Origin of the sequence: Pseudomonas sp. C8002, from assembly GCF_013385765.1 — a bacterium.
Classification (GTDB): Bacteria; Pseudomonadota; Gammaproteobacteria; order Pseudomonadales; family Pseudomonadaceae; genus Aquipseudomonas.
Window position 1 is genome coordinate 573,694 of the sequence record NZ_JACAPJ010000005.1, and the last position, 25,267, is coordinate 598,960.

Sequence of the window (25,267 nt, forward strand, 5' to 3'; positions counted from 1 at the left end):
CACGTTCCCATGACCGAGTCGCAAACCGCCTTCGAGCTGCTGCTGGACATCGACCGCCGCTGCCGCTTGCTGGCTGCCGACCTGCCGTCCCAGGAAACCCGGCTGCTCAGCTGGAGCGGGATCGGGTTTCGCCTGGGCGAACACTGGTACGTGGCGCCCATGGGCGAGGTGGCGGAAGTGCTGCACGAACCGCGCTGTACCTTGATGCCCGGGGTCAAGCCGTGGATCAAGGGCGTGGCCAACCTGCGCGGGCGCTTGCTGCCGGTGATGGACCTGGGCGGTTTCCTTGGCCTTGAGCTGTCAGTGGCGCGCAAACAACGGCGGGTGCTGGTGGTGGAGTATCAGGACGTGTTTGTCGGCCTGTTGGTGGACGAGGTGGTGGGCATGCAGCATTTCGCACAAGACGCGTTGTCGACGAGCACCGCAGGCGGCGCGCCGTTTATCCAGGGCCAGTTCGACGGCGACCAGCTGTGGCAGGTCTTCAGCCCCTTCGCCCTGGCCCAGGCTCCAGGTTTCATGGATGTCGCCGCATGAGTACCGTCACCCCGGTCAAACCCCAGGAAGCCTCCCGCAGCCGCTCGCAGATCATCGTGCTGTTTATCGCGCTGATCGTGTTCATCATGCTGCTGTTCGCCAACTTCGCGTACCTCAACACCCAGTCCACCTACGACAAACAGTACATCGGCCACGCCGGTGAGCTGCGGGTGCTGTCCCAGCGCATCGCCAAGAACGCCACCGAGGCTGCCGCCGGCAAGGCGGCGGCGTTCAAGCTGCTGGGGGATGCGCGCAACGATTTTGCCCAGCGCTGGGGTTACCTGAAAAAAGGCGACCCGGCCACCGGCCTGCCCGCTGCACCCACCGCCGTGCGTGCAGAAATGCGCGCCGTGCAGACCGACTGGGAAGCGCTGCTGAAAAACGCCGATGCGATTCTGGCCAGCGAGCAAACGGTGCTGTCGTTGCATCAAGTGGCCGCGACCCTGGCGGAAACCGTTCCGCAGTTGCAGATGGAGTCGGAAAAGGTTGTCGATATTCTGCTGCAACGCGGCGCACCGGCCAGCCAGGTAGCGTTGGCCCAGCGCCAGTCATTGCTGGCCGAACGCATCCTGGGGGCGGTGAACACCGTGCTGGCGGGGGACGAGACTGCCGTGCAGGCCGCCGATGCCTTCGGCCGCGATGCCAACCGTTTCGGCGTGGTGCTCAGCGGCATGCTCAACGGCAATCCCGGGCTGCGCATCACCCAGGTTGAAGACCACGACGCCCGCGCCCGGTTGGCGGAGATTTCCGAGCTGTTCGAATTCGTCTCGGGCTCCGTGGACGAAATCCTCGAAACCTCGCCGCAGCTGTTCCAGGTGCGCGCCTCGGCGAGCAATATCTTCAACCTGTCGCAAACCCTGCTGGACGAAGCCTCGCACCTGGCCACCGGCTTTGAAAACCTCGCGGACGGGCGCACTTTCGACACCATCGGCGGCTACGTGCTGGGCTTGCTGGCGCTGGCCTCGATCATCCTGATCGGCCTGGTGATGGTCCGCGAGACCAACCGCCAGTTGCGGGAAACCGCCGAGAAGAACGAGCGCAACCAGAACGCGATCATGCGCCTGCTGGATGAGATTGAAGACTTGGCCGACGGCGACCTGACCGTCACCGCCTCGGTCACCGAAGACTTCACCGGCACCATTGCCGACTCCATCAACTATTCCGTGGACCAACTGCGCGACCTGGTGGCCACCATCAACCTCACTGCCGGCCAGGTGGCTGGTGCGGTGCAGGACACCCAGGCCACCGCCATGCACCTGGCCCAAGCGTCGGAGCATCAGGCACAGCAGATTGCCGAAGCGTCCACGGCGATCAACCAGATGGCCCAGTCCATCGACCAGGTGTCGGCCAACGCCGCCGAATCTTCGGCAGTGGCCGAGCGTTCGGTAGAGATTGCCAACAAGGGCAACGAGGTGGTGCACAACACCATCCACGGCATGGACAACATTCGCGAACAGATCCAGGACACCGCCAAGCGCATCAAGCGCCTGGGGGAATCGTCCCAGGAAATTGGCGACATCGTCAGCCTGATCGATGACATCGCCGAGCAGACCAACATCCTCGCGCTCAACGCCGCGATCCAGGCGAGCATGGCCGGTGATGCCGGGCGTGGTTTTGCGGTGGTGGCCGATGAGGTACAGCGCCTGGCTGAGCGTTCTTCGGCGGCGACCCGGCAGATCGAAACCCTGGTGCGGGCGATCCAGACGGATACCAACGAAGCCGTGATTTCCATGGAGCAGACCACCACCGAAGTGGTGCGCGGTGCGCGGCTGGCCCAGGACGCCGGGGTTGCGCTGGAAGAGATCGAAGGCGTGTCGAAAACCCTGGCGGCGCTGATCCAGAGTATCTCCAACGCGGCGCAGCAGCAGACGTCGTCGGCAGGGCAGATTTCCCTGACGATGAACGTGATCCAGCAGATCACCACTCAGACTTCGTCGGGCTCTACGGCCACTGCCGAGAGCATCGGCAACCTGGCAAAAATGGCCAGTCAGTTGCGGCGGTCGGTGTCGGGGTTCACCTTGCCGGCGGCGAAGCGGGTGGATGAGTGAAATGCGCCCTCAAGAACCCCACCGAGCCCATGTGGGAGCGGGCTTGCTCGCGAATGCGGTGTGTCAGTCGCCGACGCTTTGTCTGACCCACCGCATTCGCGAGCAAGCCCGCTCCCACAGTTGATCTCCTTTGTTTTGAGATCGGTGTACGCATGACCCAGCACTACCAGCAACTCATGAATTCAGACGGGAGCGGTTATGGTTGATCGGCACGACTACGTGGCCCTCGAATGGGTCAAGGGCGAAATTGCCGAAACCCTGAAACAGGCCCGCTCGGCGCTGGACGCCTATGTTGAAGAAAGCAGCAGCGAGGCCATCGGCCAGTGCCTGGAATGCATCCATCAGGTGCATGGCAGCCTGTTGATGGTCGAGTTCTACGGCGCGGCCCTGTTCGCTGAAGAAATGGAACAACTGGCCCTCGCCCTGCAAGGCGCGAGCGTCAGCCAGCGCGACGAAGGCATTCGCCTGCTGCAACAGGGCCTTGGCCAACTGCCGCTGTACCTCGACCGCGTACACAGCGCCCGACGCGACCTGCCCCTGGTGGTGCTGCCGCTGCTCAACGACCTGCGCAGCGTGCGCGGCGAAAGCCTGCTCTCGGAAACCAGCCTGTTCAGCCCGCAACTGCTGGTGATCCCGCCGCTGCCCGAAGACGCCCTGGCCCAGCGCACGCCAGAGGATTTCCCCGAGCTGCTGCGCCAGTGGCGGCAGATGCTGCAACAGGCGCTGGTCGGTTTGCTGCGCGAAGACCACGGCCCCAGCAACCTGGAAGACATGGCGCGGGTCTTCGCCCGCCTCGAAGCCCTGTGCCATGGTGCGCCGCTGTTACCGTTGTGGCAGGTGACCTCGGCGCTGGTGGAAGGCATGCTCATTGGCGTGGTTGCCAACAGCCCGGCGTTGCGCAGTTTGCTCAAGGCCTGCGACAAGCAACTCAAGCGCCTGCTGATCCAGGGCATCAACGGCATCAACACCCCGGCCCCGGATGAGCTGCTCAAGAGCCTGTTGTTCTACGTCGCCAAAGTCACCCGACCGACTCCACGGATGCAAAGTTTGAAAGAACGATATGGCCTCGATGAAGCTTTGCCCGACAGCGCCGTGGTGGACGCCGAACGCGCCCGCCTGGCCGGCCCGGACCGCGACGCGATGGGCTCGGTGCTCGGCGCGTTGTGCGAGGAGCTGGTGCGGGTCAAGGAACGCCTGGACCTGTTCGTACGCAGCGACCGTCAGCACGCCTCGGACCTTGAGGCGTTGCTGGCGCCGCTGCGGCAGATCGCCGATACCCTCGCCGTATTGGGCTTCGGCCAGCCGCGCAAAGTGATCATCGACCAACTGGCGGTGGTACTCGGCCTGGCCCAGGGGCAGCGCGAACCCAACGATGCGGTATTGATGGACGTTGCCGGTGCGTTGCTCTACGTCGAGGCCACGCTGGCCGGGATGGTCGGCACTGTCGAGCCGGAACGCCGCGAAGAAAGCCGCCTGCCTACCACCGACCTGACGCAGATCCACCACCTCGTCATCCGCGAATCCTGCCAGTGCCTGACCCAGGCCAAAGAGCTGGTGATCGACTGCATTGAGGCCCATTGGGACCGCCAGCGCCTGGAGTCGCTGCCCGAGTTGCTGACCCAGGTGCGCGGCGCGCTGGCGATGATTCCGCTGCCCCGTGCGGCGAGCCTGATGCGTGGCTGCAATGACTACGTCAACGAGCAACTGATGGTCGGCGACGCCGCGCCTTCCGAGGCGCAGCTTGAGCATTTTGCCGACGTGCTCACCAGCCTCGAGTACTACCTGGAACGCATGCTCCAGGACCACGACGCCCCGGGCGAACGGGTGCTGGAAGTCGCCGCTGAAGGCCTGGCCGCGCTGGGCTATTTGCCGGCCGAGAAACCCTGGCGCCAGGCACTGCTTGAGCAGGGTGATACGCCCACGGAGCAAACCCCGTTCCTCGCCGATGCGTTGGCCAGCCCCACCTCGCGCCTCAACCCGCCGGCACTCCAGCGTCCCGGCAGCCTGCTGCCGCCGCCCGCCGGTGAAGAAGCCATCGATGATGAACTGCGGGAAGTCTTCCTCGAAGAAATCGCCGAAGTCCTCGATGTGCTGCATCGCTATGTGCCCGCCGGCACCGCCAGCCTGGAAGACAAGGCCACCCTGAGCGAAATGCGCCGCGCCTTCCACACCTTGAAAGGCAGTGGCCGCATGGTGCGCGCCCTGGTGTTGGCGGAGCTGGCCTGGGCCGTGGAAAACCTGCTCAACCGCGTGCTGGAACGCAGCGTCGCGCCGGGCCCGGATGTGCAAGCGGTGCTGGATGACGTGTTGGAATTGCTGCCGGAGCTGATCACCGATTTTGCCGACGATGCCCAGCGCCAGCGTGATGACGTAGACGAACTGGCGGCACGCGCGCACGCCCTGGCCAGCCGTGTCGAACCGTCGGCCACAGACCCGGCCGCCCTGGACCCGCAGTTGCTGGAAATCTTCCGCAACGAAGCCCAGAGCCACCTCGACAGCCTCAACCACTTCCTGCAACAGGCCACCGAGCACCTGCCGCTGCAAGTCAGTGATGAACTGCAACGCGCACTGCACACCCTCAAAGGCAGCGCCTATATGGCCGGTGTGTTGCCCATCGCCGAACTGGCGCGCCCGCTGGATCACCTGACCCGCGAATACAAGGCCCACCGCCTGCCGCTGGACCTGGATGAAATCGAATTGCTGCTGGAGGCCGAGGCGTTGTTCCAGCGCGGCGTGCGCCAGCTGGACAGTGACCCTCACGCGGCCATCAATGGTGCAGCAGGGCTGATCGAGCGCACGCAAAACCTGCTGAACAGCCAGCTTGAAGCCTTGCTGAATGCGCCCAACACCGGCCTGCGGATCAAGCGCGACCCGCAGTTGATCGCCAACTTCCTGGCCCAGGGCATGGACATCCTGCTGGACGCCGAAAGCCTGCTGCGCCGCTGGCAACAGCACCCCGGCGAACGCCAGGAACTGAGCGCGCTGCTGGACGAACTGACCACCCTCGGCGAAGGCGCGCACCTCGCCGACCTGCACCCGATGGACGAATTGTGCGAAGCCTTGCTCGACCTCTACGGCGCAGTGGAAGAAAGCAGCCTGGCGGTCAGCGAGCGCTTCTTCCACGAGGCCGAACAGGCCCACGAAGCCCTGATCAACATGCTCGACCAACTGGCCGCCGGCCAGGAAATCAGCGCGGCGCCGGCCCGGGTACGCGCCCTGCGCGAGCTGCTGGATGAAGGCCTCGACCCGTCCGCCACCGGCCTGATCAAGACCGATGGCAGCCGCGCGCTGAGCATCTCCGAGCTGGGCGCCGCTACGGCGAAGCTCGACCAGAGCTTCGCGGTGGATGACGAAATCGTCGAGATCTTCCTTGAGGAAGCGGTGGACATCCTCGACAGCGCCGGCCAGTCCTTGAAACGCTGGCTGCTGGACCCGGATAACGCAGCGCCGCTGTCATCGTTGCAGCGGGATTTGCACACCCTCAAGGGTGGCGCGCGCATGGCTGAAATCGGCGCGGTGGGCGACCTGGCCCTTGAGCTGGAAAACCTTTACGAAGGTTTGGTGGACCGGCGCTATAGCTATTCCAGCGAGCTCGCCAATGTGTTGATGGCCAGTCATGAGCGGCTGGCGCTGTTGCTTGAGCAACTGCAACACCAGCAACCGTTGAGCGACTCCTCCGACCTGATCAGCCACTTGCGTGAGTTGCGCCAAGGCACTGGACAAGCGGCGCCCGCAGCGGCCGCCGAAGTCGAGACGCCGGGCAGTGATCCCGAGCTGCTGGATATCTTTCTCGAAGAGGCCGCCGACATCCTCGACAGCTCCGGCGCCGCGCTGTTGCGCTGGCAGGCCGAGCCGAAAAATCGCCAGGAAGTCGAGACACTGCTGCGCGACCTGCACACCCTCAAGGGCGGCGCTCGCATGGTCGAGATCGGCCCGATTGGCGACCTGGCCCATGAGTTGGAGTTTCTCTATGAGGGCTTGTCGGCAGGTTTGCTGGCGCCCTCGGCGGAGCTGTTCGCCTTGCTGCAAGGCTGCCACGACCGCCTGGCGCAGATGATCGATGCGGTGGCGGCGGGAATGCCGGTGGGCTCGGTGGACCTGCTGATCGAGCGCATCAAGAGCCTGGTGCGTCCGGCTGAAGTGACGGACGCACCGGTGGCGTTGACGGCAACCAAAACCGAGGCGGTGCCGGCCAGCGACCCGGCCGCCGACATGGTGAAGATCTCTGCCGACTTGCTGGATGACCTGGTCAACCTGGCGGGTGAAACTTCGATCTTCCGTGGGCGTATCGAGCAGCAGGTCAACGATGCGAGCGTTGCCCTCAACGAGGTGGAAACCACCATCGAGCGTATGCGCGATCAACTGCGCCGCCTCGACACCGAGACCCAGGGCCGCATCCTCAGCCGCCAGCAGGCCGAGGCCGAACGCCTGGGCTACGAAGAATTCGACCCGCTGGAAATGGACCGCCATTCCCAGTTGCAACAACTGTCCCGGGCCTTGTTCGAATCGGCTTCCGACCTGCTCGACCTCAAGGAAACCCTCGACCGCCGCAACCAGGACGCCCACAACCTGCTGCAGCAACAGGCGCGCATCAACACCGAGTTGCAGGAAGGCCTGATGCGCACGCGCATGGTGCCCTTCGAACGCATGCTGCCACGGCTTAAACGCATCGTGCGGCAGGTGGCGGGCGAGCTGGGCAAGGACGTGGAATTTATCGTCGGCAATGCCGAAGGCGAGATGGACCGCAACGTGCTGGAGCGCATGGTCGCGCCGCTGGAACACATGCTGCGCAACGCCGTCGACCACGGCCTGGAATCCCGCGATGCGCGGTTGCTGGCGGGCAAGCCTGAAAAAGGCCGGATCACCCTGGACCTGACCCACGAAGGCGGCGACATCGTTTTCGACATGCGCGACGACGGCGCCGGCGTGCCGCTTGAAGCGGTTCGGCGCAAGGCGATCAAGCGCGGTTTGCTCGACCCCAACCTGGAAATCAGCGACCGCGACGTGTTGCAGTTCATCCTGCAACCGGGGTTTTCCACTGCCGAAAAAATCACCCAGATTTCCGGGCGTGGCGTGGGCATGGACGTGGTGCATGAAGAAGTGCGCCAGCTGGGCGGCTCGATGGTCATCGACTCGACGCCGGGAGAGGGCGTGCACTTTCGCATTCGCCTGCCGTTCACCGTGTCGGTCAACCGGGCGATGATGGTGCAGTGTGCCGACGATCAATACGCGATCCCGCTGAACACCATCGAAGGGCTGGTGCGGGTCATGCCCCATGAGCTGGAAGGGCACTATCAGCAGGACCCGCCGCGCTACGAATACGCCGGCCAACGCTACGAACTGTTCTACCTCGGCGACCTGCTGCACACCGTCGGCCGGCCGAACCTGCTGGGCCAGTACCAGCCGCTGCCGGTGCTGCTGGTGCAATGCAACGAACGGCGCGTGGCGGTGCAAGTGGACGCCATGGCCGGCACCCGGGAGATCGTGGTCAAGGGCCTGGGGCCGCAGTTTGCCGGGGTGAAGGGCGTGTCTGGCGCAACCATCCTTGGCGATGGCCGCGTGGTGCTGATCATCGACCTGATGGCGCATATCCGCGCCCGGCCACCGGCGTTGCCGGCCCAGGCGGCGGACGCTCCGTTGATCCTCAACGACCCGCTGAAAAAGCGCCCGCTGCTGGTGCTGGTGGTGGACGACTCGGTCACCGTGCGCAAAGTCACCAGCCGCCTGCTGGAGCGCAACGGCATGAACGTGCTCACCGCCAAGGACGGCATCGACGCCATGGCCGTGCTGGAAGAGCACACCCCGGACCTGATGCTGCTCGACATCGAAATGCCGCGCATGGACGGCTTCGAAGTGGCCATCCAGGTGCGCGACGACCCGCGGCTGATGCGCATGCCCATCATCATGATCACCTCCCGCACCGGGCAAAAACACCGTGATCGTGCGATGGCGATTGGCGTCAACGACTACCTCGGCAAGCCTTATCAAGAGTCGGTGCTGCTGGAAAGCATCGCTTACTGGAGCAAGTCCCGTGCTTGATCACCGCGCAACTCAACTCACCGGCTTGCTGCTGCCATTGGCCGACCGTCACCTGTTGTTGCCCAACGTCGCCGTGGCCGAGCTGATCGACTTCCAGCGCGGCGAACCGGCCAGTGATGCGCCGCCGTGGTATTTGCGGCAGGTTACCTGGCGGGATCGGCAGTTGCCGTTGATCAGCTTTGAGGCCGCGTGTGGCGAGTCGGGCGTGGTGGGAGAGCGGGCGCGGATTGTGGTGTTGAACACCCTCGGAGGACGGCCGACGTTGAAGTTTATTGCGTTGGTGATCCAGGGGATTCCGCGTTCGTACAAGCTCGATAGCCAGTTGAGTTATGTGGACGTGCCGTTGTGCCCGCTGGAGTTGGCGGCGGTGCAGGTGGGGGAGCATGTGGCCAGGGTGCCGGATTTGATGGGGTTGGAGGCGTTGTTGGTCGAAGCCGGATTGGCCTGAACGCATTTCCCAACCCCAACGATGACCCTTGTGGCGAGGGAGCTTGCTCCCGCTGGGCTGCGAAGCGGCCCCAAAACCTGCAGCGTGTATTACCTGGAGGAATGCGGCGCAGTTATTGGGGCTGCTGCGCAGCCCAGCGGGAGCAAGCTCCCTCGCCACATTGTTTATCACTGACTTCGGATTTTTCCTGCAACCTCTCGCGCTGTGCATGAACTTGTTGTGCCCTGCGATCGCGCCTAGTCTTCGTCCGTCATCGCAAAAAACGGTGACACGGACGTGCAAGTCCGGTTACATGTCGGCGCACCAACGCCCATAGCCATTCAACGGGCGTTTTTTATGCCTGCTGTATTTCTTATGGCGGCTGTGCGTGGGAGATCCCTTGGGGTCTGCCGGGGTCCGATATGCCCGGTCTTGCACACCTGCGCACAGCTGCCACCTTATTCGCGTGCAAGCGGATGGTGTCAGCTTCCCTAATACATATCGGAGCTGCACATCATGTTCAAACCTACCCCCAATCCGCCCCACAGCGCTGAAATCGAACACCGCAAACTCCAGGCCGCCGCCGAGCGTGCCATGGATCATTACTTTCCGCCTTCGGCTTCATCTTCACTCTTTACCGTCACCCCCTCTCAATCCACCGAAGCCCTGCTGGCCAACGCTTCTGAAACCTTTGCCTCACTCAACGCCCTGACTTCCAACCTGGCCTTTGAATTGGAAGGTTCCCAGCGCGGCGTTGTGCTGGCCATTCAGCAGATGAGTGAGCTGGGGCAGTTACTGGTTGATCAGGCACTGGAGCAGGTTGCTCCTTCTTGCACAGCCTAAAAACTTGATCGTTCCCAAAAAGGGACCTATCGTTCCCTTTTTGGGACTCTTCGGTCGCTGCCATGCAAACCCTGCCCCTTAGCACTGCGCTATTCACCGTGACTCAGCAGAAAGTCTTGGGTTTGCTCTTTGGCAAGCCCGACCATAGCTTCTTCACCAATGAAATCGCCCGCTGGGCAAAGGTGGGCAAGGGCAGCCTGACCCGCGAGCTGGAGCGTTTGCAGTTGGCAGGCATCCTGACGGTGACGCGCCAGGGCAACCAAACCCACTACCAGGCCAACCCGCAGTGCCCCGTTTACTCGGAGCTGTTGGCCATCGTGCGCAAGACCCTGAGCCTGGATGAGCCATTGCGAAACGCACTGGCTCCATTTGCCACGCAACTGAAGTGGGCATTTATCTACGGTTCCATCGCCAAGGGCGAGGCGCACTCATCCAGTGACATAGATCTGATGCTGATCGGCGAAAGCCTCAACTACAGTGAAGTCATGGAGCAGCTCATGCCGCTGGAAGAGCAACTGGGCCGCACCATCAACCCGACGCTCTATACCCCCGAAGACTGGATCGGCAAATGGAATGCCGGTCATAGTTTTGTGCAGCGGGTGGCGGAGCAGGACAAGATCAACCTGATTGGGGAAAACCCCGTGGAGTCCAAGGATGGACAGCAAGGCAAACCTGGAGAACCTGCAACGTAGTGGTGGCTTGAAGGCTGAGCCGCCGGATCGCACGGAATGTGATGGGTTGATGCGCTCTGCCCGTGATCGATTGAAGGACGCCAAAACCCCGCAATTATCTTTCGCCAGCCGTTTTGATTTGGCTTACAACGCGGCCCACGCAATCGCCCTCACAGCCTTGCGCTTGCACGGCTATCGCTCGGACAAGCGCTATCTGGTGTTCCAATGCCTGCTTCATACCACCGCAGCCAACAAGGTTCAGGTAAGACTGTTTGCGCTATGCCACGAGCGCCGCAACCTGGCGGAATATGAAGGGTATATGGATGAGGATGAGGGGTTGTTGGAGCAACTGATTGCGCATACTCAAGCGCTATTGAAGGAGGTCGAACAGTGGGTGACTAACCAGAAATAGCGGCTTGGGTGATAAAGCGAGATCAGTCCCAAAAAGGGACTGATCGTTCCCATTTTGGGACTTCTGCGCACGTTCTCCCGAACAGCGCTGAGCAAATGTGGGAGCGGGCTTGCTCGCGAATGCGGTGTGTCAGTACCCGATTTATCAACTGACCCACCGCATTCGCGAGCAAGCCCGCTCCCACATTTGAACTGTGTTGAGCCCGAGCCTCAGCGTTTGCTAATGAACCATTACTCCAATCGTAACGGTTCACCGCCCAGCTTGATTGATGCCCCCCCAATACCCTCCTAAGGTACAGCCCACGACAGCAAATCCCGTGGAGCGACCATGACAACAACAACTTCCCCCGACTCGCGCTGGACGCGGCGGCGCGATGAGAAGCAGCGCCGCCTCGCATTGGTGCGATCCTTCGCCGATGGCGCCGTGCTCCCCAGCGAGCGCATTGTCGAAGCCCTGGAAGCCCTGATCCTCCCCGGCGACCGCGTGGTGCTGGAGGGCAACAACCAGAAGCAGGCCGATTTCCTCTCGCGCTCCCTGGCCAAGGCCGACCCAGCCAAGCTCCACGACCTGCACATGATCATGCCCAGCGTCGGCCGCTCCGAGCACCTGGACCTGTTTGAAAAGGGCATCGCCCGCAAGCTGGATTTCTCCTTTGCCGGCACCCAGTCCCTGCGCATCAGCCAGTTGCTGGAAGACGGCCTGTTGGAAATCGGCGCGATCCACACCTACATCGAACTCTACGCACGGCTGGTGGTGGACCTGATCCCCAACGTGGTCCTGTCGGCCGGCTTCATGGCCGACCGCGCCGGCAATATCTACACCGGCCCGAGCACCGAAGACACACCCGCGCTGATCGAGCCGGCCGCCTTCAGCGATGGCATCGTCATCGTCCAGGTCAACCAACTGGTGGATGACGTCACCGACCTGCCGCGCGTCGACATCCCCGCGAGCTGGGTCGATTTCGTAGTGGTCGCTGACAAGCCCTTCTACATCGAACCGCTGTTCACCCGCGACCCACGCCACATCAAGCCCGTGCATGTGTTGATGGCGATGATGGCGATCCGCGGCATCTATGAAAAACACAACGTTCAGTCGCTGAACCATGGCATCGGTTTCAACACCGCCGCCATCGAATTGATCCTGCCGACCTACGGTGAATCCCTGGGCCTGAAGGGCAAGATCTGTCGCAACTGGACCCTCAACCCGCACCCAACCCTGATCCCGGCCATCGAAAGCGGCTGGGTCGAAAGCGTTCATTGCTTCGGCACCGAACTGGGCATGGAGAACTACATCGCCGCCCGGCCGGATGTGTTCTTCACGGGTCGCGACGGCTCGCTGCGTTCCAACCGGATGTTCTGCCAACTGGCCGGCCAATACGCGGTGGACCTGTTTATCGGCGCCACCTTACAGGTCGATGGGGACGGGCATTCCTCCACCGTCACCCGTGGCCGCCTCGCCGGCTTTGGCGGTGCGCCGAACATGGGCCATGACCCACGCGGTCGCCGCCACGGCACACCCGCCTGGCTCGACATGCGCCACGACGACGCCCCGGAAGCCTTGCTCGAACGCGGCAAAAAGCTCGTGGTGCAGATGGTCGAGACCTTCCAGGAAGGCGGCAAACCCACCTTTGTCGAAACCCTCGACGCGGTGGAAGTCGCCCGCAAAAGCGGCATGCCCCTGGCGCCGATCATGATCTACGGCGATGACGTCACGCACCTGCTCACCGAAGAAGGCATCGCCTACCTGTACAAGGCCCGTTCCCTGGAAGAGCGCCAGGCGATGATCGCCGCCGTGGCCGGGGTGACCGCCATCGGCTTGCGCCACAACCCCAAGGACACCGCACGCATGCGTCGCGAAGGCTTGATTGCGCTGCCCGAAGACCTCGGCATCCGCCGCACCGATGCCACCCGCGAGCTGCTGGCCGCCAAGAGCGTGGCCGATCTGGTGGAGTGGTCCGGTGGCTTGTACAACCCGCCCGCCAAGTTCAGGAGCTGGTAAATGCACGCACTCAAACTGCACGACCTGACACTGGCCGAACGCCTGGCCGACATGGCCGTCGACGCGTTGATCGATGAGGCGGACCTGTCGCCGAAACCCGCCCTGGTAGACCGTCGCGGCAACGGCGCCCATACCGATTTGCACCTCGGCTTGATGCACGCCTCGGCGCTGTCGCTGTGGCCGGCGTTCAAGGAAATGGCCGAGGCCGCTGTCGAATTTGGCGAAGTCGGTTTGCCCCTGCGTGAAGCCCTCGGGCGCATCGGTCGCGAAGGTGAACAGGCGATGCTCGTCACCACCAGCGGCGTAAATACCCATCGCGGCGCGATCTGGGCCCTCGGCCTGTTAGTCGCCGCCGCCGCACTGCAACCGGAATCCTGCACTGCCAGCGCGGTGACGTTGCGCGCCGCCCGCCTGGCCTTGCTCAACGACCGTTACGCACCGCAGCCGCTGAGCCACGGCGCCCAGGTCGCACAACGCTACGGCGCACGCGGTGCTCGCGAAGAGGCGCAACTGGGCTTCCCGTCGGTGCTGCAACGCGGCCTGCCCCAACTGAAGAAAAGCCGCCTGCAGCAACACGGCGAACAGAACGCGCGCCTCGACGCCTTGCTGGCGATCATGACCGACCTGGCCGACACCTGCGTGCTCTACCGCGCCGGTCCTGAAGGCTTGCAGGCCATGCAGCAGGGCGCCCAAGCGGTACTGGACGCCGGCGGCAGCGCAAGCCTCGCCGGCCGCCGCCAACTGCATGAGCTGGACCAGCAACTGCTGGCGCTGAATGCCTCCCCCGGTGGCGCCGCCGACCTGTTGGCCGCCTGCCTGTTTATCGACCGCCTCGACGGAGCGCTGTGATGGAAACCTTATCCTTTGAATTCCCCGCCGGGCAGCCTGCCAAGGGCCGCGCGCTGGTGGGTTGCGTCGGCTCCGGTGACCTCGAAGTGCTGCTGGAACCGGGCACCGCCGGCACCTTGACGATTCAGGTGCAAACCTCGGTCAATGGTGCGCAGCTACGTTGGCAGCACCTGTTTGAACGGATCTTCCAGGAACAGACACCCCCCGCATTGAACATCGATATCCACGACTTCGGCGCCACACCCGGCGTGGTGCGCTTGCGCCTGGAGCAAGGCTTCGAGGAGATCGGTCATGACTGACTTGCTGAACAAACACAGCTTCGTCGAACTCGGCGCCCGGCAACGGGCCAAGGCCTTGCTCGACGCGGGCAGCTATCGCGAACTGATAGACCCGTTCCAGCGCGTCATGTCGCCGTGGCTGAGCCGCCAGGGCGTGGTGCCGCAGGCAGATGACGGCGTGGTGATCGCCAAGGGCAGCATCGCCGGCTTGCCGGTGGTCATCGCGGCCATCGAAGGCAATTTCCAGGGCGGCAGTCTCGGTGAAGTCGGCGGCGCGAAGATGGCCGGTGCACTGGAGTTGGCTGCTGAAGACAACCGCAACGGCATCCCGACGCGCGCCATCCTGCTGCTGGAAACCGGCGGCGTGCGCTTGCAGGAAGCCAACCTGGGCTTGGCTGCCATCGCCGATATCCACGCAGCGATTGTCGACCTGCGCCAGTACCAGCCGGTGATCGGCGTGGTGGCGGGCAGCGTCGGTTGCTTTGGCGGCATGTCCATCGCGGCAGGCTTGTGCAGTTATCTGCTGGTGACCCGTGAGGCGCGCCTTGGCCTGAACGGCCCGCAGGTGATCGAGCAGGAAGCCGGCCTTGAAGAATACGACTCCCGTGACCGGCCCTTCATCTGGAGCCTGACCGGCGGTGAGCAGCGTTTCAACAGTGGCTTGGCCGACCGGTATGTGGCCGACGACGTGGCGCAGATTCAGCAGCAGATCACTGAGCTGCTGCAACAAGGCTTGCCGGAAAACCAGCGCAGCCGTCAGGTTGATCACTATCTGGAACGCCTGGCCGCACTGAACGCCGAACCGCAAATCGACCCGGCGACGGTTCGCGATCTGTATCAGGGAGAACGCTCATGAGAGGTTTGCAGTGGTTCAACGCATTGAGCGGCGACGCAGCGCCAGTGAGCGGTTTGCCGAACTCGCTGAAAGTTGCCGACGGTGTGCTCGGTGATCAGCCAGTGCGCTTTATCGCGGTGGTCACCGACCCACAAAACCGCTTCCCTCGCGCTCGCAACGGTGAAGTCGGTTTGCTGGAAGGCTGGGGCTTGGCCAAGGCCGTTGATGAGGCGATCAACACCGGCGACAAGCGTCCGCTGATTGCCATCGTGGATGTGCCGAGCCAGGCCTACGGTCGTCGCGAAGAGGCCTTGGGCATTCACCAGGCATTGGCCGCCGCTGCCGACAGCTACGCCCGTGCCCGCCTGGCCGGTCACCCGGTGATCGCGCTGCTGGTGGGCAAGGCGATGTCCGGCGCCTTCCTCGCCCATGGTTACCAGGCCAACCGCCTGATTGCCCTGCGCGACCCTGGCGTGATGGTGCATGCCATGGGCAAGGCTTCGGCGGCGCGGGTAACCCTGCGCAGTGTTGAAGAGCTTGAAACCCTGGCCGCCAGCGTGCCGCCGATGGCCTATGACATCGACAGCTATGCCAGCCTCGGCTTGCTCTGGGAGACCTTGTCGGTCAGCCAGATCGAGCAGCCCACCACCGAAGATGTGGCGCGGGTCAGCGATTGCCTGGTGCAGGCGATCAAGGATGTGCAGGCCGGCGGTCGGGACCTGAGCGGTCGCCTGGGCGCCACTAACCGCGCGGCCTCCAGCCACGTGCGCCAACTGCTGCGGGAGCAATGGTGAACGCTCACGACTTGCTCTGGGGCATGACCCCGGCGCATGCGCCCGCTGATGCGCCGGCCTGGGTGCTGGAAGCATTGGCCGCTGGGCATCCGGTGGTGGTGCGGCGTGCCGTCGCGTCGCCGGGCCAGGTAGCGGTGGGGGTACGCGGGCGCTTGCGCGAGCAGCGCTTCGCCGCCGTGATGCCGATGGCGGCGGTGCAGCGGCGCGTGGTGCCGGAAGACCTGCGCGGTGTGATCTCGCCAAGGGATTTGCCGGCGTTGCAGGCCCTCGCTCAGTTGCGACCGGTGCTGGCGGGAGAGAGTTGGGGCGTCACCGGCAGTGCGGGTTTCGAGTTGGCCAGCGGCGTCGAAGCGTTGCATGCCAAGAGCGATCTGGATTTGATTCTGCGCACGCCCGAGCGCCTTGAACGCAGCGATGCAGAGGACCTGCTGGCGATACTGGATACGGCGGTGTGCGCCGTGGACCTGCAACTGCAAACGCCTTTTGGCGCGGTCGCGTTGCGTGAATGGGCCGGTGGTTCGCGTCGCGTGCTGCTGAAAAATGCCGGTGGCGCGCAGTTGGTGCTCGACCCGTGGCAGGCCTTGGCATGAGCAGCCTCCTGGCATTCCCGGGGCAGGGCGCCCAGCGTCCCGGCATGCTCCAGCAACTGCCGCGTGCGGTGCTGGACGAAGCCAGTGCTGCCCTCAATGAGGATGTGCTTACCCTGGATTCTGCCGAAGCGCTGGCCTCGACCCGTGCCGTGCAGCTCTGCCTGTTGATTGCCGGTGTGGTCAGTGCGCGTTTGCTGGAACACACCCCCGATTACGTCGCCGGCCTGTCCATCGGCGCCTATCCAGCCGCTGTAATTGCTGGCTCCCTGGACTTTGCCGACGCGTTGAAACTCGTCAGCCTGCGCGGCGAATTGATGCAACACGCGTATCCCCACGGCTACGGCATGACCGCCCTTATCGGCCCGGACCTGTCCACCGTCGAAGCCTTGCTTGCTCAGGTCCACAGCCCGCAAACCCCGGTTTACCTGGCCAATATCAATGCCGACAACCAGACGGTCATCGCCGGCAGCGATGAGGCCATGAAGGCGGTCGCCAATCTGGTGCGCGGCAACGGCGTCGCCAAACGCCTGGCCGTCAGCGTGCCGTCTCATTGCGTACTGCTGGAAAAACCCGCCGAGGCCCTGGCCGAAGCATTCGCCCAAGTGACACTGAAACCGCCGAGCATCACCTACCTGAGCAGCACCCGCGCCCGGCCGATCCACAACAGCGAACACCTGCGCGACGACCTCGCCTTCAACATGTGCCGCATCGTCGACTGGCGCGGCACCGTGCAAAGCGCCTTCGAGCGCGGTGTGCGCCTGCATATCGAACTGCCTCCCGGTGCCGTGCTCACGGGCCTCGCGCGCCGGGTGTTCGAGCAAGGCACCGTCATCGCCTTCGAAGGCGCCCGCCTGGACACCTTGCAGGCCTTGCTGCGAGAGGAGGGAAATCATCACCGATAGAGCTCCACCAAGGTTGATGCTGGTCGGTCAAGAGATAGAGCGGGTCACCAATGACCTGTGGCGAGGGAGCTTGCTCCCGTTGGAGTGCGCAGCGCTCCGAGGATTTCAGGGCCGCTACGCAGCCCAACGGGAGCAAGCTCCCTCGCCACAGGTACGGTATTCATCTTTATCGGATCGGCATTGCCGCCCAAGGCTTTCGAAGCACAAAAACAACAATTTCGATGAAGCACTTTGAGGACAACCATCATGATTATTTACGGTGTGGCGTTGCTGGCGATCTGCATGTTGGCCGGCGTGATTCTGGGCGACATGCTCGGCGTGTTGCTGGGAGTCAAATCCAACGTGGGCGGGGTGGGGATCGCGATGATCCTGCTGATCTGCGCACGGTTGTGGATGCACAAACACGGCGGCATGACCAAGGAATGCGAGATGGGTGTCGGCTTCTGGGGTGCCATGTACATCCCGGTGGTGGTGGCGATGGCGGCGCAACAGAACGTGGTGACCGCGCTGCACGGCGGCCCGGTGGCGGTGCTGGCGGCGATTGGTTCGGTAGTGGTGTGCGGTTGCACGATTGCCTTGATCAGCCGCACGCACAAGGGCGAACCGCTGCCCGATGAAGAGCCGCTGATTGCGGCTGCACCTGTCGCGGGAGGTCGCTGATATGTGGGAACTCATCGAGAAAGGCCTGGCAAATAACGGCCTGGTCACCGCCTTTGCATTTGTTGGCGTGGTGATGTGGATTTCGGTGGTGCTGTCCAAGCGCCTGACCTTCGGGCGCATCCACGGCTCAGCCATCGCGATTGTGATCGGGCTGGTGCTGGCCTGGGTGGGCGGCACCTTGACCGGCGGGCAGAAAGGCCTGGCGGACGTGGCGCTGTTTTCCGGGATCGGCTTGATGGGCGGCGCCATGCTGCGGGACTTTGCCATCGTGGCCACGGCGTTTGAAGTACAGGCCACCGAGGCGCGCAAGGCCGGCTTGATTGGTGCAATTGCCTTGCTGTTGGGCACGGTGTTGCCGTTTATTGTGGGCGCGAGTATCGCCTGGGCGTTTGGTTATCGCGATGCGATCAGCATGACCACCATCGGCGCGGGCGCGGTGACTTACATCGTCGGGCCGGTGACCGGGGCGGCGTTGGGTGCAAGCTCGGATGTGGTGGCGCTGTCCATCGCGACTGGGTTGATCAAGGCGATCCTGGTGATGGTGGGCACGCCCATGGCGGCACGCTGGATGGGCCTGGATAACCCGCGCTCGGCGATGGTGTTTGGCGGCCTGGCCGGTACGGTGAGCGGCGTGACGGCAGGCCTGGCGGCGACGGACCGGCGGTTGGTGCCGTATGGCGCACTGACCGCCACCTTTCACACCGGACTTGGGTGTTTGCTGGGGCCGTCGGTGCTGTACTTCATCGTGCGCGGGATCGTCGGCTGACCCGAGATGTGTCGACCGCTTTTGTGGCGAGGGAGCTTGCTCCCGCTGGAGCGCGAAGCGGTCCCAATGCATTCTTCCTGAAACAACGCGGGCGCTGATTTTACGACTGCTGCGCAGCCGAGCGGGAGCAAGCTCCCTCGCCACAGGGGATCATTGTCAGGTTTGGCGGTTCGCATACATCCGGCACTCCGCCAACAGCGCGAGCAGGTTCGGGTCGCGCTCCTTTGCTTTCAGAAACACCACGCCAATGTGCTGCTGCAAACGGTAGCGCGGTTGCAGGGGAATCAGCTTCACCCGGTTCTCATACACCGCCGCAATCCGCCCCGGCAGCAGCGCATAACCCACCCCCGAGCTGACCATGCTCAGCAGGGTGAAGATGTCGTTGACCTGCATCGCCACCTTCGGCTCGAACCCTGCCTGCTTGAATACGCGGTTGCCATCCTGATGGGTGGCGAAGCCTTGGGTGAGGGTGATGAAGGTGGCGTCGCGCACGTCCGCCAGGTCGATTTCCTGTTCGCGGTCGAAGGGTGAATCGGCTGGGGTGGCGAGGAAGATGTCGTCGGAAAACAGCGCGATCTGCTCGCAGTCCGGATCGTTGGCGTGTTCGTCGAGGGAGATCAGGATCGCGTCGACTTCCATGTTCTTCAGCTTGTACAGCAGGTCGAAATTCGAGCCGAGGATCAGGTCGATATTCAGCTCGCTGCGGCGAATCTTCAGCCCCATGATCAACTGCGGCACGGTCTTCACCGTCAGCGAATACAGCGAGCCCAGCTTGAAGCGCTCGGCGGAAAAGCCGGCGGCCTCGCGGGTGACCCGCACGCTGTCGACCACATCCTGCACCAGCTTCTGCGCGCGCTCTTCCAGCACATAGGCGCTTTCCAGCGGCGTGAGGTTGCGCCCTTCGTGCTTGAACAGCGGGCAGCGCAGGGCGTTTTCCAGGGAGTGGATCGCCCGGTGCACGCTGACGTTGCTGGTCTGCAATTCAGCCGCCGCCCGCGCCAGGTTGCCGGTGCGCATGAACGCCAGGAAGATTTCCAGCTTCTTGAGGGTGAACTCTTCGTCGATCAGCATGGGCGTGACTCTTGTTCGAATGCCGTCGATTGTGCCCCTAAAACCAGTTCACTCCCAGCCATGCGCTGCACAGGCCCAACACCACGCCGAGGATGATCAGCCAGATTGCGTTGAGCCTTGTGTAATACACCACGGCAGCGCTGGCCAGGGTCAGTACCAGGCTGGTGGCGTTGTTTTCCAGGCTGTTCATCAGGATGTAGCTGGCGGCCAGGATCAGCCCGATGGAGATCGGCAGCAGGCTGCCTTTGACCCGCTGCACCCACGGGGTCTTGGTGTGTTTTTCCAGCCAGCCGGCGCCGAGGTAGGTGAGTACCGAGCAGGGCACCAGCTTGGCGGTCAGGGCCACCAGGGCGCCGGGCAACCCGGCGGCTTGCTGGCCGATAAATACCAGGAACATGCCATTGGGCCCGGGCAATGCCTGGGACAGCGCGAAGAAGGCGACGAACTGGGCGTCGGTGATCCAGTTCATGTCGGTGACGGTGTAGCGGTGGATATCGCTCAGGGCCACGGTGTTGCCGCCAATCGCCATCAGCGACCACAGCGCGCATTGGATCATCAGGTGAAACAGCACGCTCTGCATCAGCCGGCCACCTTCTGCTTGCCCATGAAGCTCAAGGCCAACGAACTGGGAATGCAGATCAGCAGGACCATCCACAACGGCAGCACCAGCACCGCCATCAATACGAAGGTCAGGACGAACGCGCTGTAGTTGGCCAGGGTCCGCGGCATGGCCTTGAGCAGGCGCAAGGTGGTGCCGAGCATCAGCCCGGTGGCGATCGGCATCACCGCGCCGAAGATCTGCTGCACCACGTCATGGCTCCACCATTTGGCATAGGCGAAGCCGGCCAGCACGGTGATCAGCGAGGGGAACAGATACAGGCCGACCACGGTCACAACCGCACCCGGCAAACCGTGCAGGCGCCGACCGTAGATGATGCCGACGTTGGCGATATTCGGCCCGGGAAAGAATTGGCCGGTGGTCAGCAACTCGTTGAAGCCTTGTTCGCTGACCCACTGCCTGCGGTCGACCATCATCTGCCGCGCCCAGGGCATCACGCCGCCAAAGCCGAACAGGCCGACCATGGCGAAGTTGTAAAACAATTGCCACAGACTCGGGTGGGGCTGGGCAGGTTCGAGGTCGGGCATGGGCGTTACCGATGAGGGGCTTTTATGTAGGAGCTGGCTTGCCTGCGATAGCGGTGGGTCAGACATGCATCTGCTGCTGATACACCGCTATCGCCGGCAAGCCAGCTCCCACAGGATGAAGCGAATCATCCATCGGCATGTGTATTTGGGCAAATGAAGAAAGGTTGTTACCTGATATTGGGTGGGTGACGTCAGAATGGTCGAGGTGATAACCGTTATTCGAGGTGAGTGACACATGTATCACGGGGAACGATTCAACGCCTGGAGCCACTTGCTCGGGGCGGTTGCGGCTTTTGTGGGTGCGGTATGGATGTTGGTGGTGGCCGGTATGGACGGCAGCCCCTGGAAGATTGTCAGCGTAGCGATCTACGGTTTCACATTGCTGGTGTTGTACAGCGCGTCCACCGTTTACCACAGCGTGCGCGGGCGCAAGAAAGCGATCATGCAGAAGGTGGATCACTTTTCGATCTACCTGCTGATTGCCGGCAGTTACACGCCGTTTTGCCTGGTGACGTTGCGCGGGCCGTGGGGCTGGACGCTGTTCGGGATTGTGTGGGGGCTGGCGGTGATCGGCATCCTGCAGGAGATCAAGCCACGCTCCGAGGCGCGGATCCTGTCGATCGTGATCTACGCCGTGATGGGCTGGATCGTGCTGGTGGCGGTCAAGCCGCTGATTGCTGCGCTGGGGCCTACCGGGTTTGCCTGGCTGGCGTCGGGCGGGGTGCTGTACACCGTGGGCATTATTTTCTTTGCCCTGGAGGACCGCTTGCGGCACTCCCACGGGATCTGGCATTTGTTCGTGATTGGCGGCAGCCTGCTGCATTTCGTAGCGATCATGGGGTACGTGTTATAGCCGGTCCAATTGCTCCTGGGCCCGGCTGCCGAAGATCTCCAACAGGCTCGCCAGCATATGCGGCGGCGGTTCGTCGGCGCGGGTCAGGGCGTACAAGGTGATTGGCAGCGGCGGCGCAAGGGGGCGAATGCAAGTAGTGGCCGGTGATGCGCCGAGGGCGGTGAACGGATCAATCACCGCCAGCCCGGCGCCGGATTCGACCATGGCCCTGGCCAGGGAATAGGTCTGCACCGCGATGCTGACCCGTGGCGGCGGGTCGACCGCTTCCAGGTAGCTGTCCAGCTTCGCCGACAACGGGTCGGCGCTGGACAGGCCAATCAACGGCGCGCCCGCCAGGGCCATCAGCGGCAACGGTTTGCCCAGCTCGTTTTCCTTCCAGTAACCCTGCGGCGCCAACGCCACCAGCACGCCGTGGGCCAGGGCCTGGGCGGTCAGGCCCGGGTGATCGGGCGGTTGCAGGGTCAGCGCCACGTCGACCTCACGCATCAACAGGTTTTGTACCAGCTCGCGGCTGTGGGCGCTGGACAGCTCGCAGGCGATGTCCGGGTAGCGTTGGGTCCATTCGCGGATGGCCGGCGGCAGCAACGACAAGGCCAGCGCGGGTGTTGCGCCGATACGCAGGCTCTGGCCCGGCTCGCGGCGCAGGTTCTGCGCCAGGCGCCGCACGCCTTGCAGGCTTTCGGTGACCTTGTCGACTTCGCGTTCCAGCGCCAACGCTTCCGGCGTCGGCTGCAACTTGCCACGTATACGCAGGAACAGCGGGAACCCCAACTGCAACTCGGCGTGCTGCAGCACCTTGCTCACCGCCGGCTGCGAGACATGCAGCAACTGGGCGGCGGCGCTGATGGAACCGGTCTGGCGGATGGCCTGGAAGATTTCGATATGACGCAAGCGCATGGGCAGTCCATAACCTTTGTTTATGGGTGACCCATCTTTATTCATTGTCCCGCCGCTGTCACCTGCCTCTAACCTTCAAGCCTGACATCGCACGGTTAAGGGACGCACATGGCTCAGCAGGTTTGCATCATCGGTGGCGGGGTTATCGGCCTGGCGAGTGCCTACGCGCTGGTGCGTGCCGGCATGCAGGTGACGGTGGTCGAAGCCCGGGAAACCCTGGGCAGCGAGACCAGCTTCGCCAACGGCGGGCAACTGTCCTACCGCTATGTCGCGCCGTTGGCCGACAAGGGCGTACCGTTGCAAGCCATCGGCTGGATGCTGCGCGGTGACTCGCCGCTGAAGCTGCGCCCGCGCATGGACCCGGCGCAGTGGCGCTGGATGGCCTCGTTCCTGGGCGCCTGCCGTGGCTCGGTGAACCAGCGCAATGCGGCCCACCTGCTGCGCCTGGCGTCCTTGAGCCAGGGCACCCTGCAACGCTGGCGTGAAGAAGACCAACTGGGCGGTTTCCACTGGCGGCGCAACGGCAAGCTGGTGACCTTTCGCAGCCTCGACAGCTATGAACGCGCCTTGAATAAAGTGACCGACCCGCTGCAACAGCAAGTGCTCTCGGCGGCGGACTGCGCACGGCTGGAACCGACCCTGGACAGCGCCAGTTTTGCCGGCGGCATCTATACGCCCAATGAGGAGGTCGGCGACTGCCATGGGTTCTGCCAACAACTGGCGGCGCGCCTTGAAGCGTCGGGGCGTTGCACGTTCCTGTTGGGGCGCAAGGTGACGGCGATTCGTCACCGCGCAGGCGCCGTGCAGGCTATCGAAATGGGCAGTGAAGTCTTGCCGGTGCAGCACCTGGTGCTGGCCGCCGGGCACCGCAGCCCCGAGCTGGCCTTGCCGGGTATGTCACTGCCGCTGTATCCCCTCAAGGGTTACAGCCTGAGCGTGCCGATTGGCGCGCAGCATCAGGCGCCGAACATCAGCATCACCGATTACGACCGCAAGATCGTCTACGCGCGCATCGGTGAGCAACTGCGGGTGGCGGCGATGGTGGATATTGTCGGCTTCGACACCCGCCTGGAACCCAAGCGCCTGGCGCTGATTAAACGCCAGGCACTTGAGACGTTCCCGCTGGCCGGTGACTACCAGCACGCGGTCGAATGGGCCGGTATGCGCCCGGCCACGCCGACCGGCGTGCCGTTGATTGGTGCCAGCGCCTACAGCAACCTGTGGCTTAACCTCGGCCACGGCGCCCTCGGGTTTACCCTGGCTTGCGGCAGCGGCCAGGTACTGGCCGAGTTGATTGGCCGGCACACCACTTCCATTGATATGCAGGGCTTCGCGCCCCGTGCCGCTTGAGGATATTTCGATGACCATCACCCGAATCAACAGCAACAGCCGCTTGTCTGGCGCCGTGGTTTTTCAGAATTTGGTGTTCCTGTCCGGCCAGGTGCCGGGCGAAGGCCGCGATGTGAAGACCCAGACCGAACAGGTGCTGGCCAGGATTGATGCGCTGCTGGCCGAGGCCGGCAGCGACAAGGATCATCTGCTGAATGCGACCATCTACCTGAACAATATCCAGGAGGGTTTTGCGCCGATGAATGAAGTCTGGTCCGCCTGGCTATCGCCGGGGCAGGCACCGACGCGTACCACGTTGCAGGCGCAGTTGGCGCGACCGGACGTGCTGGTCGAGATCAGTGTCATTGCAGTGCGCCGTACCTGAACCTTTAACCAACAACGGAGAATAACAATGCAAAAAATCACGTTGATCGGCTGCACCCTGGGGCTGTTGTTGGGGGCTCAGGCCCATGCCACCGAGGCCCCCTTGGACGGCACGCTGAGCAAGATCGCCAATGCCAGGAGCATCACCCTCGGCTACCGCGATGCCTCGGTGCCGTTTTCCTATGTGGGGGATCACAGCGGCAAGCCCATGGGCTATTCGGTGGAGCTGGCGAACAAGATCGTCGAGCGTATCCAGCAGAAAACCGGTGTGCCGAAGCTCAACGTGAAGTACAACCTGGTGACTTCCCAGACCCGCATAGCCCTGGTGCAAAACGGCACCGTGGACCTGGAATGCGGTTCCACCGGCGTGACCGCCGAGCGGCAGAAGCAGGTAGCGTTTTCCTACGGGTTTATCTACGTGAAGGGCCAGTTGCTGACCGCCAACGATAGCGGCATCAAAAGCTTCGCCGACCTGCAAGGCAAGAACGTGGTAACCACCGCCGGTACCACCAACGAGCGGTTCCTCAAGAGCTACAACGTCGATCACAAACTGAACATGTCGGTGATCAGCGCCAAGGACCACGGCGAAGCCTTCCAGATGCTGCAATCCGGCCGGGCGGCGGCGTTCTACATGGATGACGCGTTGCTCTACGGCGAGCGCGCCAAGGCGAGGGACCCGCACAAGTGGGTGGTGGTCGGGGAAGAACAGTCGCGGGAAATCTACAGCTGCATGGTGCGCAAGGACGACCCGCAGTTTCTCGCGGTGGTCAATGAGACCCTGGCCGGGCTGTACAGCTCGGGGGAGATCAACGGGATTTACCAGCGCTGGTTTGAGCAGCCGATCCCGCCCAAGGGCTTGAACCTGGAATTCCCGATGACCAGTGAATTGAAGGCGATTATTGCGACGCCTGTGAGTGACCCGGTGGAGTAGCGGAGTGCAA

At 63.3% G+C, this 25,267-nt stretch carries 24 protein-coding genes; 20 read left to right on the forward strand and 4 right to left on the reverse strand.

Annotation, left to right across the window (positions count from 1 at the left end):
- Positions 1 to 9: 9 nt before the first annotated feature.
- From HX814_RS09335 to madM, 16 genes are all read left to right on the forward strand, one after another.
- Positions 10 to 534, forward strand: coding sequence for a chemotaxis protein CheW (locus tag HX814_RS09335; RefSeq protein ID WP_003213731.1), 525 nt, complete (start codon positions 10 to 12; stop codon positions 532 to 534).
- Positions 531 to 2,582, forward strand: coding sequence for a methyl-accepting chemotaxis protein (locus HX814_RS09340; protein WP_008434142.1), 2,052 nt, complete (start codon positions 531 to 533; stop codon positions 2,580 to 2,582). The genes HX814_RS09335 and HX814_RS09340 overlap by 4 nt, the downstream gene beginning before the upstream one ends.
- 198 nt (positions 2,583 to 2,780) lie before the next feature.
- The gene (locus tag HX814_RS09345; RefSeq protein ID WP_177009099.1) at positions 2,781 to 8,621 is read left to right on the forward strand and encodes an Hpt domain-containing protein; all 5,841 of its coding nucleotides are present in this window, start codon (positions 2,781 to 2,783) and stop codon (positions 8,619 to 8,621) included.
- Positions 8,614 to 9,069 (forward strand): chemotaxis protein CheW, encoded by a 456-nt coding sequence (locus tag HX814_RS09350; RefSeq protein WP_003213725.1) that lies wholly within the window; start codon positions 8,614 to 8,616, stop codon positions 9,067 to 9,069. The genes HX814_RS09345 and HX814_RS09350 overlap by 8 nt, the downstream gene beginning before the upstream one ends.
- Before the next feature lie 495 nt (positions 9,070 to 9,564).
- Positions 9,565 to 9,891: a DUF6124 family protein gene (locus tag HX814_RS09355; protein ID WP_177009100.1), complete on the forward strand. Its 327-nt coding sequence runs from the start codon at positions 9,565 to 9,567 to the stop codon at positions 9,889 to 9,891.
- Positions 9,892 to 9,953: 62 nt separating this feature from the next.
- Complete coding sequence (locus HX814_RS09360; RefSeq protein ID WP_003216798.1) at positions 9,954 to 10,583, forward strand: nucleotidyltransferase domain-containing protein; 630 nt, start codon at positions 9,954 to 9,956, stop codon at positions 10,581 to 10,583.
- The gene (locus tag HX814_RS09365; RefSeq protein WP_003216800.1) at positions 10,546 to 10,974 is read left to right on the forward strand and encodes a hypothetical protein; all 429 of its coding nucleotides are present in this window, start codon (positions 10,546 to 10,548) and stop codon (positions 10,972 to 10,974) included. Before HX814_RS09360 ends, HX814_RS09365 begins: the two co-directional genes overlap by 38 nt.
- Before the next feature lie 327 nt (positions 10,975 to 11,301).
- Positions 11,302 to 12,972 carry a malonate decarboxylase subunit alpha gene (gene mdcA / locus HX814_RS09370; protein ID WP_023659312.1) on the forward strand — a complete coding sequence of 557 codons (1,671 nt, stop codon included), beginning with the start codon at positions 11,302 to 11,304 and terminating at the stop codon, positions 12,970 to 12,972.
- Entirely contained in the window at positions 12,973 to 13,821 is an 849-nt protein-coding gene (locus HX814_RS09375) for a triphosphoribosyl-dephospho-CoA synthase (RefSeq protein ID WP_008434131.1), read from the forward strand.
- Entirely contained in the window at positions 13,821 to 14,120 is a 300-nt protein-coding gene (locus HX814_RS09380) for a malonate decarboxylase subunit delta (protein WP_003216806.1), read from the forward strand. The genes HX814_RS09375 and HX814_RS09380 overlap by 1 nt, the downstream gene beginning before the upstream one ends.
- Entirely contained in the window at positions 14,113 to 14,955 is an 843-nt protein-coding gene (locus HX814_RS09385; RefSeq protein WP_102370090.1) for a biotin-independent malonate decarboxylase subunit beta, read from the forward strand. Before HX814_RS09380 ends, HX814_RS09385 begins: the two co-directional genes overlap by 8 nt.
- Positions 14,952 to 15,728, forward strand: a complete 777-nt coding sequence (gene mdcE / locus HX814_RS09390) for a biotin-independent malonate decarboxylase subunit gamma (protein ID WP_177009101.1) — start codon at positions 14,952 to 14,954, stop codon at positions 15,726 to 15,728. Before HX814_RS09385 ends, mdcE begins: the two co-directional genes overlap by 4 nt.
- Positions 15,722 to 16,318, forward strand: coding sequence for a malonate decarboxylase holo-ACP synthase (locus tag HX814_RS09395; RefSeq protein WP_102604129.1), 597 nt, complete (start codon positions 15,722 to 15,724; stop codon positions 16,316 to 16,318). The genes mdcE and HX814_RS09395 overlap by 7 nt, the downstream gene beginning before the upstream one ends.
- Positions 16,315 to 17,220: a malonate decarboxylase subunit epsilon gene (gene mdcH / locus HX814_RS09400; protein WP_177009102.1), complete on the forward strand. Its 906-nt coding sequence runs from the start codon at positions 16,315 to 16,317 to the stop codon at positions 17,218 to 17,220. Before HX814_RS09395 ends, mdcH begins: the two co-directional genes overlap by 4 nt.
- A gap of 246 nt (positions 17,221 to 17,466) precedes the next feature.
- Positions 17,467 to 17,880, forward strand: a complete 414-nt coding sequence (gene madL / locus HX814_RS09405) for a malonate transporter subunit MadL (protein WP_003216818.1) — start codon at positions 17,467 to 17,469, stop codon at positions 17,878 to 17,880.
- Between the two features lies 1 nt (position 17,881).
- A complete protein-coding gene (gene madM / locus HX814_RS09410; RefSeq protein WP_003216820.1) occupies positions 17,882 to 18,646 on the forward strand; it encodes a malonate transporter subunit MadM in 765 nt (254 codons plus the stop codon).
- Between the two features lie 156 nt (positions 18,647 to 18,802).
- On the opposite strand, the gene HX814_RS09415 is transcribed toward madM, so the two are convergent.
- Genes HX814_RS09415 through HX814_RS09425 form a run of 3 tightly spaced genes read right to left on the reverse strand, consistent with a single transcriptional unit; the run spans position 18,803 to position 20,863 of the window.
- Positions 18,803 to 19,717, reverse strand: coding sequence for a LysR substrate-binding domain-containing protein (locus HX814_RS09415; RefSeq protein ID WP_003216822.1), 915 nt, complete (start codon positions 19,715 to 19,717; stop codon positions 18,803 to 18,805).
- A gap of 37 nt (positions 19,718 to 19,754) precedes the next feature.
- The gene (locus HX814_RS09420; RefSeq protein WP_177009103.1) at positions 19,755 to 20,297 is read right to left on the reverse strand and encodes a chromate transporter; all 543 of its coding nucleotides are present in this window, start codon (positions 20,295 to 20,297) and stop codon (positions 19,755 to 19,757) included.
- Positions 20,297 to 20,863 carry a chromate transporter gene (locus tag HX814_RS09425; RefSeq protein WP_003216826.1) on the reverse strand — a complete coding sequence of 189 codons (567 nt, stop codon included), beginning with the start codon at positions 20,861 to 20,863 and terminating at the stop codon, positions 20,297 to 20,299. Before HX814_RS09425 ends, HX814_RS09420 begins: the two co-directional genes overlap by 1 nt.
- Positions 20,864 to 21,098: 235 nt before the next feature.
- Between HX814_RS09425 and HX814_RS09430 the strand changes: the two genes are divergently transcribed.
- The gene (locus tag HX814_RS09430; RefSeq protein ID WP_008434116.1) at positions 21,099 to 21,716 is read left to right on the forward strand and encodes a hemolysin III family protein; all 618 of its coding nucleotides are present in this window, start codon (positions 21,099 to 21,101) and stop codon (positions 21,714 to 21,716) included.
- On the opposite strand, the gene HX814_RS09435 is transcribed toward HX814_RS09430, so the two are convergent.
- Positions 21,711 to 22,613: a LysR family transcriptional regulator gene (locus tag HX814_RS09435; RefSeq protein WP_003216829.1), complete on the reverse strand. Its 903-nt coding sequence runs from the start codon at positions 22,611 to 22,613 to the stop codon at positions 21,711 to 21,713. The two genes, HX814_RS09430 and HX814_RS09435, sit on opposite strands and share 6 nt — an antisense overlap.
- A gap of 108 nt (positions 22,614 to 22,721) precedes the next feature.
- Between HX814_RS09435 and HX814_RS09440 the strand changes: the two genes are divergently transcribed.
- The 3 genes from HX814_RS09440 to HX814_RS09450 are packed head-to-tail and all read left to right on the forward strand — an operon-like array spanning position 22,722 to position 25,257.
- Positions 22,722 to 23,963: a D-amino acid dehydrogenase gene (locus HX814_RS09440; protein WP_177009104.1), complete on the forward strand. Its 1,242-nt coding sequence runs from the start codon at positions 22,722 to 22,724 to the stop codon at positions 23,961 to 23,963.
- 10 nt (positions 23,964 to 23,973) lie between these two features.
- Positions 23,974 to 24,327 carry a RidA family protein gene (locus HX814_RS09445; RefSeq protein WP_177009105.1) on the forward strand — a complete coding sequence of 118 codons (354 nt, stop codon included), beginning with the start codon at positions 23,974 to 23,976 and terminating at the stop codon, positions 24,325 to 24,327.
- Between the two features lie 27 nt (positions 24,328 to 24,354).
- Complete coding sequence (locus HX814_RS09450; protein ID WP_087693232.1) at positions 24,355 to 25,257, forward strand: transporter substrate-binding domain-containing protein; 903 nt, start codon at positions 24,355 to 24,357, stop codon at positions 25,255 to 25,257.
- Positions 25,258 to 25,267: the final 10 nt, after the last annotated feature.

What these genes read in the sequence shown, in the direction of transcription:
- HX814_RS09450 (WP_087693232.1), top strand. Translation starts at nt 24,355, where the DNA reads ATGCAAAAAATCACGTTGATCGGCTGCACCCTGGGGCTGTTGTTGGGG.
- HX814_RS09435 (WP_003216829.1), bottom strand. Translation starts at nt 22,613, where the DNA reads ATGCGCTTGCGTCATATCGAAATCTTCCAGGCCATCCGCCAGACCGGT.
- HX814_RS09355 (WP_177009100.1), top strand. Translation starts at nt 9,565, where the DNA reads ATGTTCAAACCTACCCCCAATCCGCCCCACAGCGCTGAAATCGAACAC.
- HX814_RS09335 (WP_003213731.1), top strand. Translation starts at nt 10, where the DNA reads ATGACCGAGTCGCAAACCGCCTTCGAGCTGCTGCTGGACATCGACCGC.
- HX814_RS09395 (WP_102604129.1), top strand. Translation starts at nt 15,722, where the DNA reads ATGGTGAACGCTCACGACTTGCTCTGGGGCATGACCCCGGCGCATGCG.
- HX814_RS09425 (WP_003216826.1), bottom strand. Translation starts at nt 20,863, where the DNA reads ATGCCCGACCTCGAACCTGCCCAGCCCCACCCGAGTCTGTGGCAATTG.
- HX814_RS09345 (WP_177009099.1), top strand. Translation starts at nt 2,781, where the DNA reads ATGGTTGATCGGCACGACTACGTGGCCCTCGAATGGGTCAAGGGCGAA.
- HX814_RS09385 (WP_102370090.1), top strand. Translation starts at nt 14,113, where the DNA reads ATGACTGACTTGCTGAACAAACACAGCTTCGTCGAACTCGGCGCCCGG.
- HX814_RS09440 (WP_177009104.1), top strand. Translation starts at nt 22,722, where the DNA reads ATGGCTCAGCAGGTTTGCATCATCGGTGGCGGGGTTATCGGCCTGGCG.
- HX814_RS09375 (WP_008434131.1), top strand. Translation starts at nt 12,973, where the DNA reads ATGCACGCACTCAAACTGCACGACCTGACACTGGCCGAACGCCTGGCC.
- HX814_RS09365 (WP_003216800.1), top strand. Translation starts at nt 10,546, where the DNA reads ATGGACAGCAAGGCAAACCTGGAGAACCTGCAACGTAGTGGTGGCTTG.
- HX814_RS09380 (WP_003216806.1), top strand. Translation starts at nt 13,821, where the DNA reads ATGGAAACCTTATCCTTTGAATTCCCCGCCGGGCAGCCTGCCAAGGGC.
- HX814_RS09415 (WP_003216822.1), bottom strand. Translation starts at nt 19,717, where the DNA reads ATGCTGATCGACGAAGAGTTCACCCTCAAGAAGCTGGAAATCTTCCTG.
- HX814_RS09430 (WP_008434116.1), top strand. Translation starts at nt 21,099, where the DNA reads ATGTATCACGGGGAACGATTCAACGCCTGGAGCCACTTGCTCGGGGCG.
- madM (WP_003216820.1), top strand. Translation starts at nt 17,882, where the DNA reads ATGTGGGAACTCATCGAGAAAGGCCTGGCAAATAACGGCCTGGTCACC.
- HX814_RS09340 (WP_008434142.1), top strand. Translation starts at nt 531, where the DNA reads ATGAGTACCGTCACCCCGGTCAAACCCCAGGAAGCCTCCCGCAGCCGC.
- HX814_RS09360 (WP_003216798.1), top strand. Translation starts at nt 9,954, where the DNA reads ATGCAAACCCTGCCCCTTAGCACTGCGCTATTCACCGTGACTCAGCAG.
- madL (WP_003216818.1), top strand. Translation starts at nt 17,467, where the DNA reads ATGATTATTTACGGTGTGGCGTTGCTGGCGATCTGCATGTTGGCCGGC.
- mdcH (WP_177009102.1), top strand. Translation starts at nt 16,315, where the DNA reads ATGAGCAGCCTCCTGGCATTCCCGGGGCAGGGCGCCCAGCGTCCCGGC.
- mdcE (WP_177009101.1), top strand. Translation starts at nt 14,952, where the DNA reads ATGAGAGGTTTGCAGTGGTTCAACGCATTGAGCGGCGACGCAGCGCCA.
- HX814_RS09445 (WP_177009105.1), top strand. Translation starts at nt 23,974, where the DNA reads ATGACCATCACCCGAATCAACAGCAACAGCCGCTTGTCTGGCGCCGTG.
- mdcA (WP_023659312.1), top strand. Translation starts at nt 11,302, where the DNA reads ATGACAACAACAACTTCCCCCGACTCGCGCTGGACGCGGCGGCGCGAT.
- HX814_RS09420 (WP_177009103.1), bottom strand. Translation starts at nt 20,297, where the DNA reads ATGCAGAGCGTGCTGTTTCACCTGATGATCCAATGCGCGCTGTGGTCG.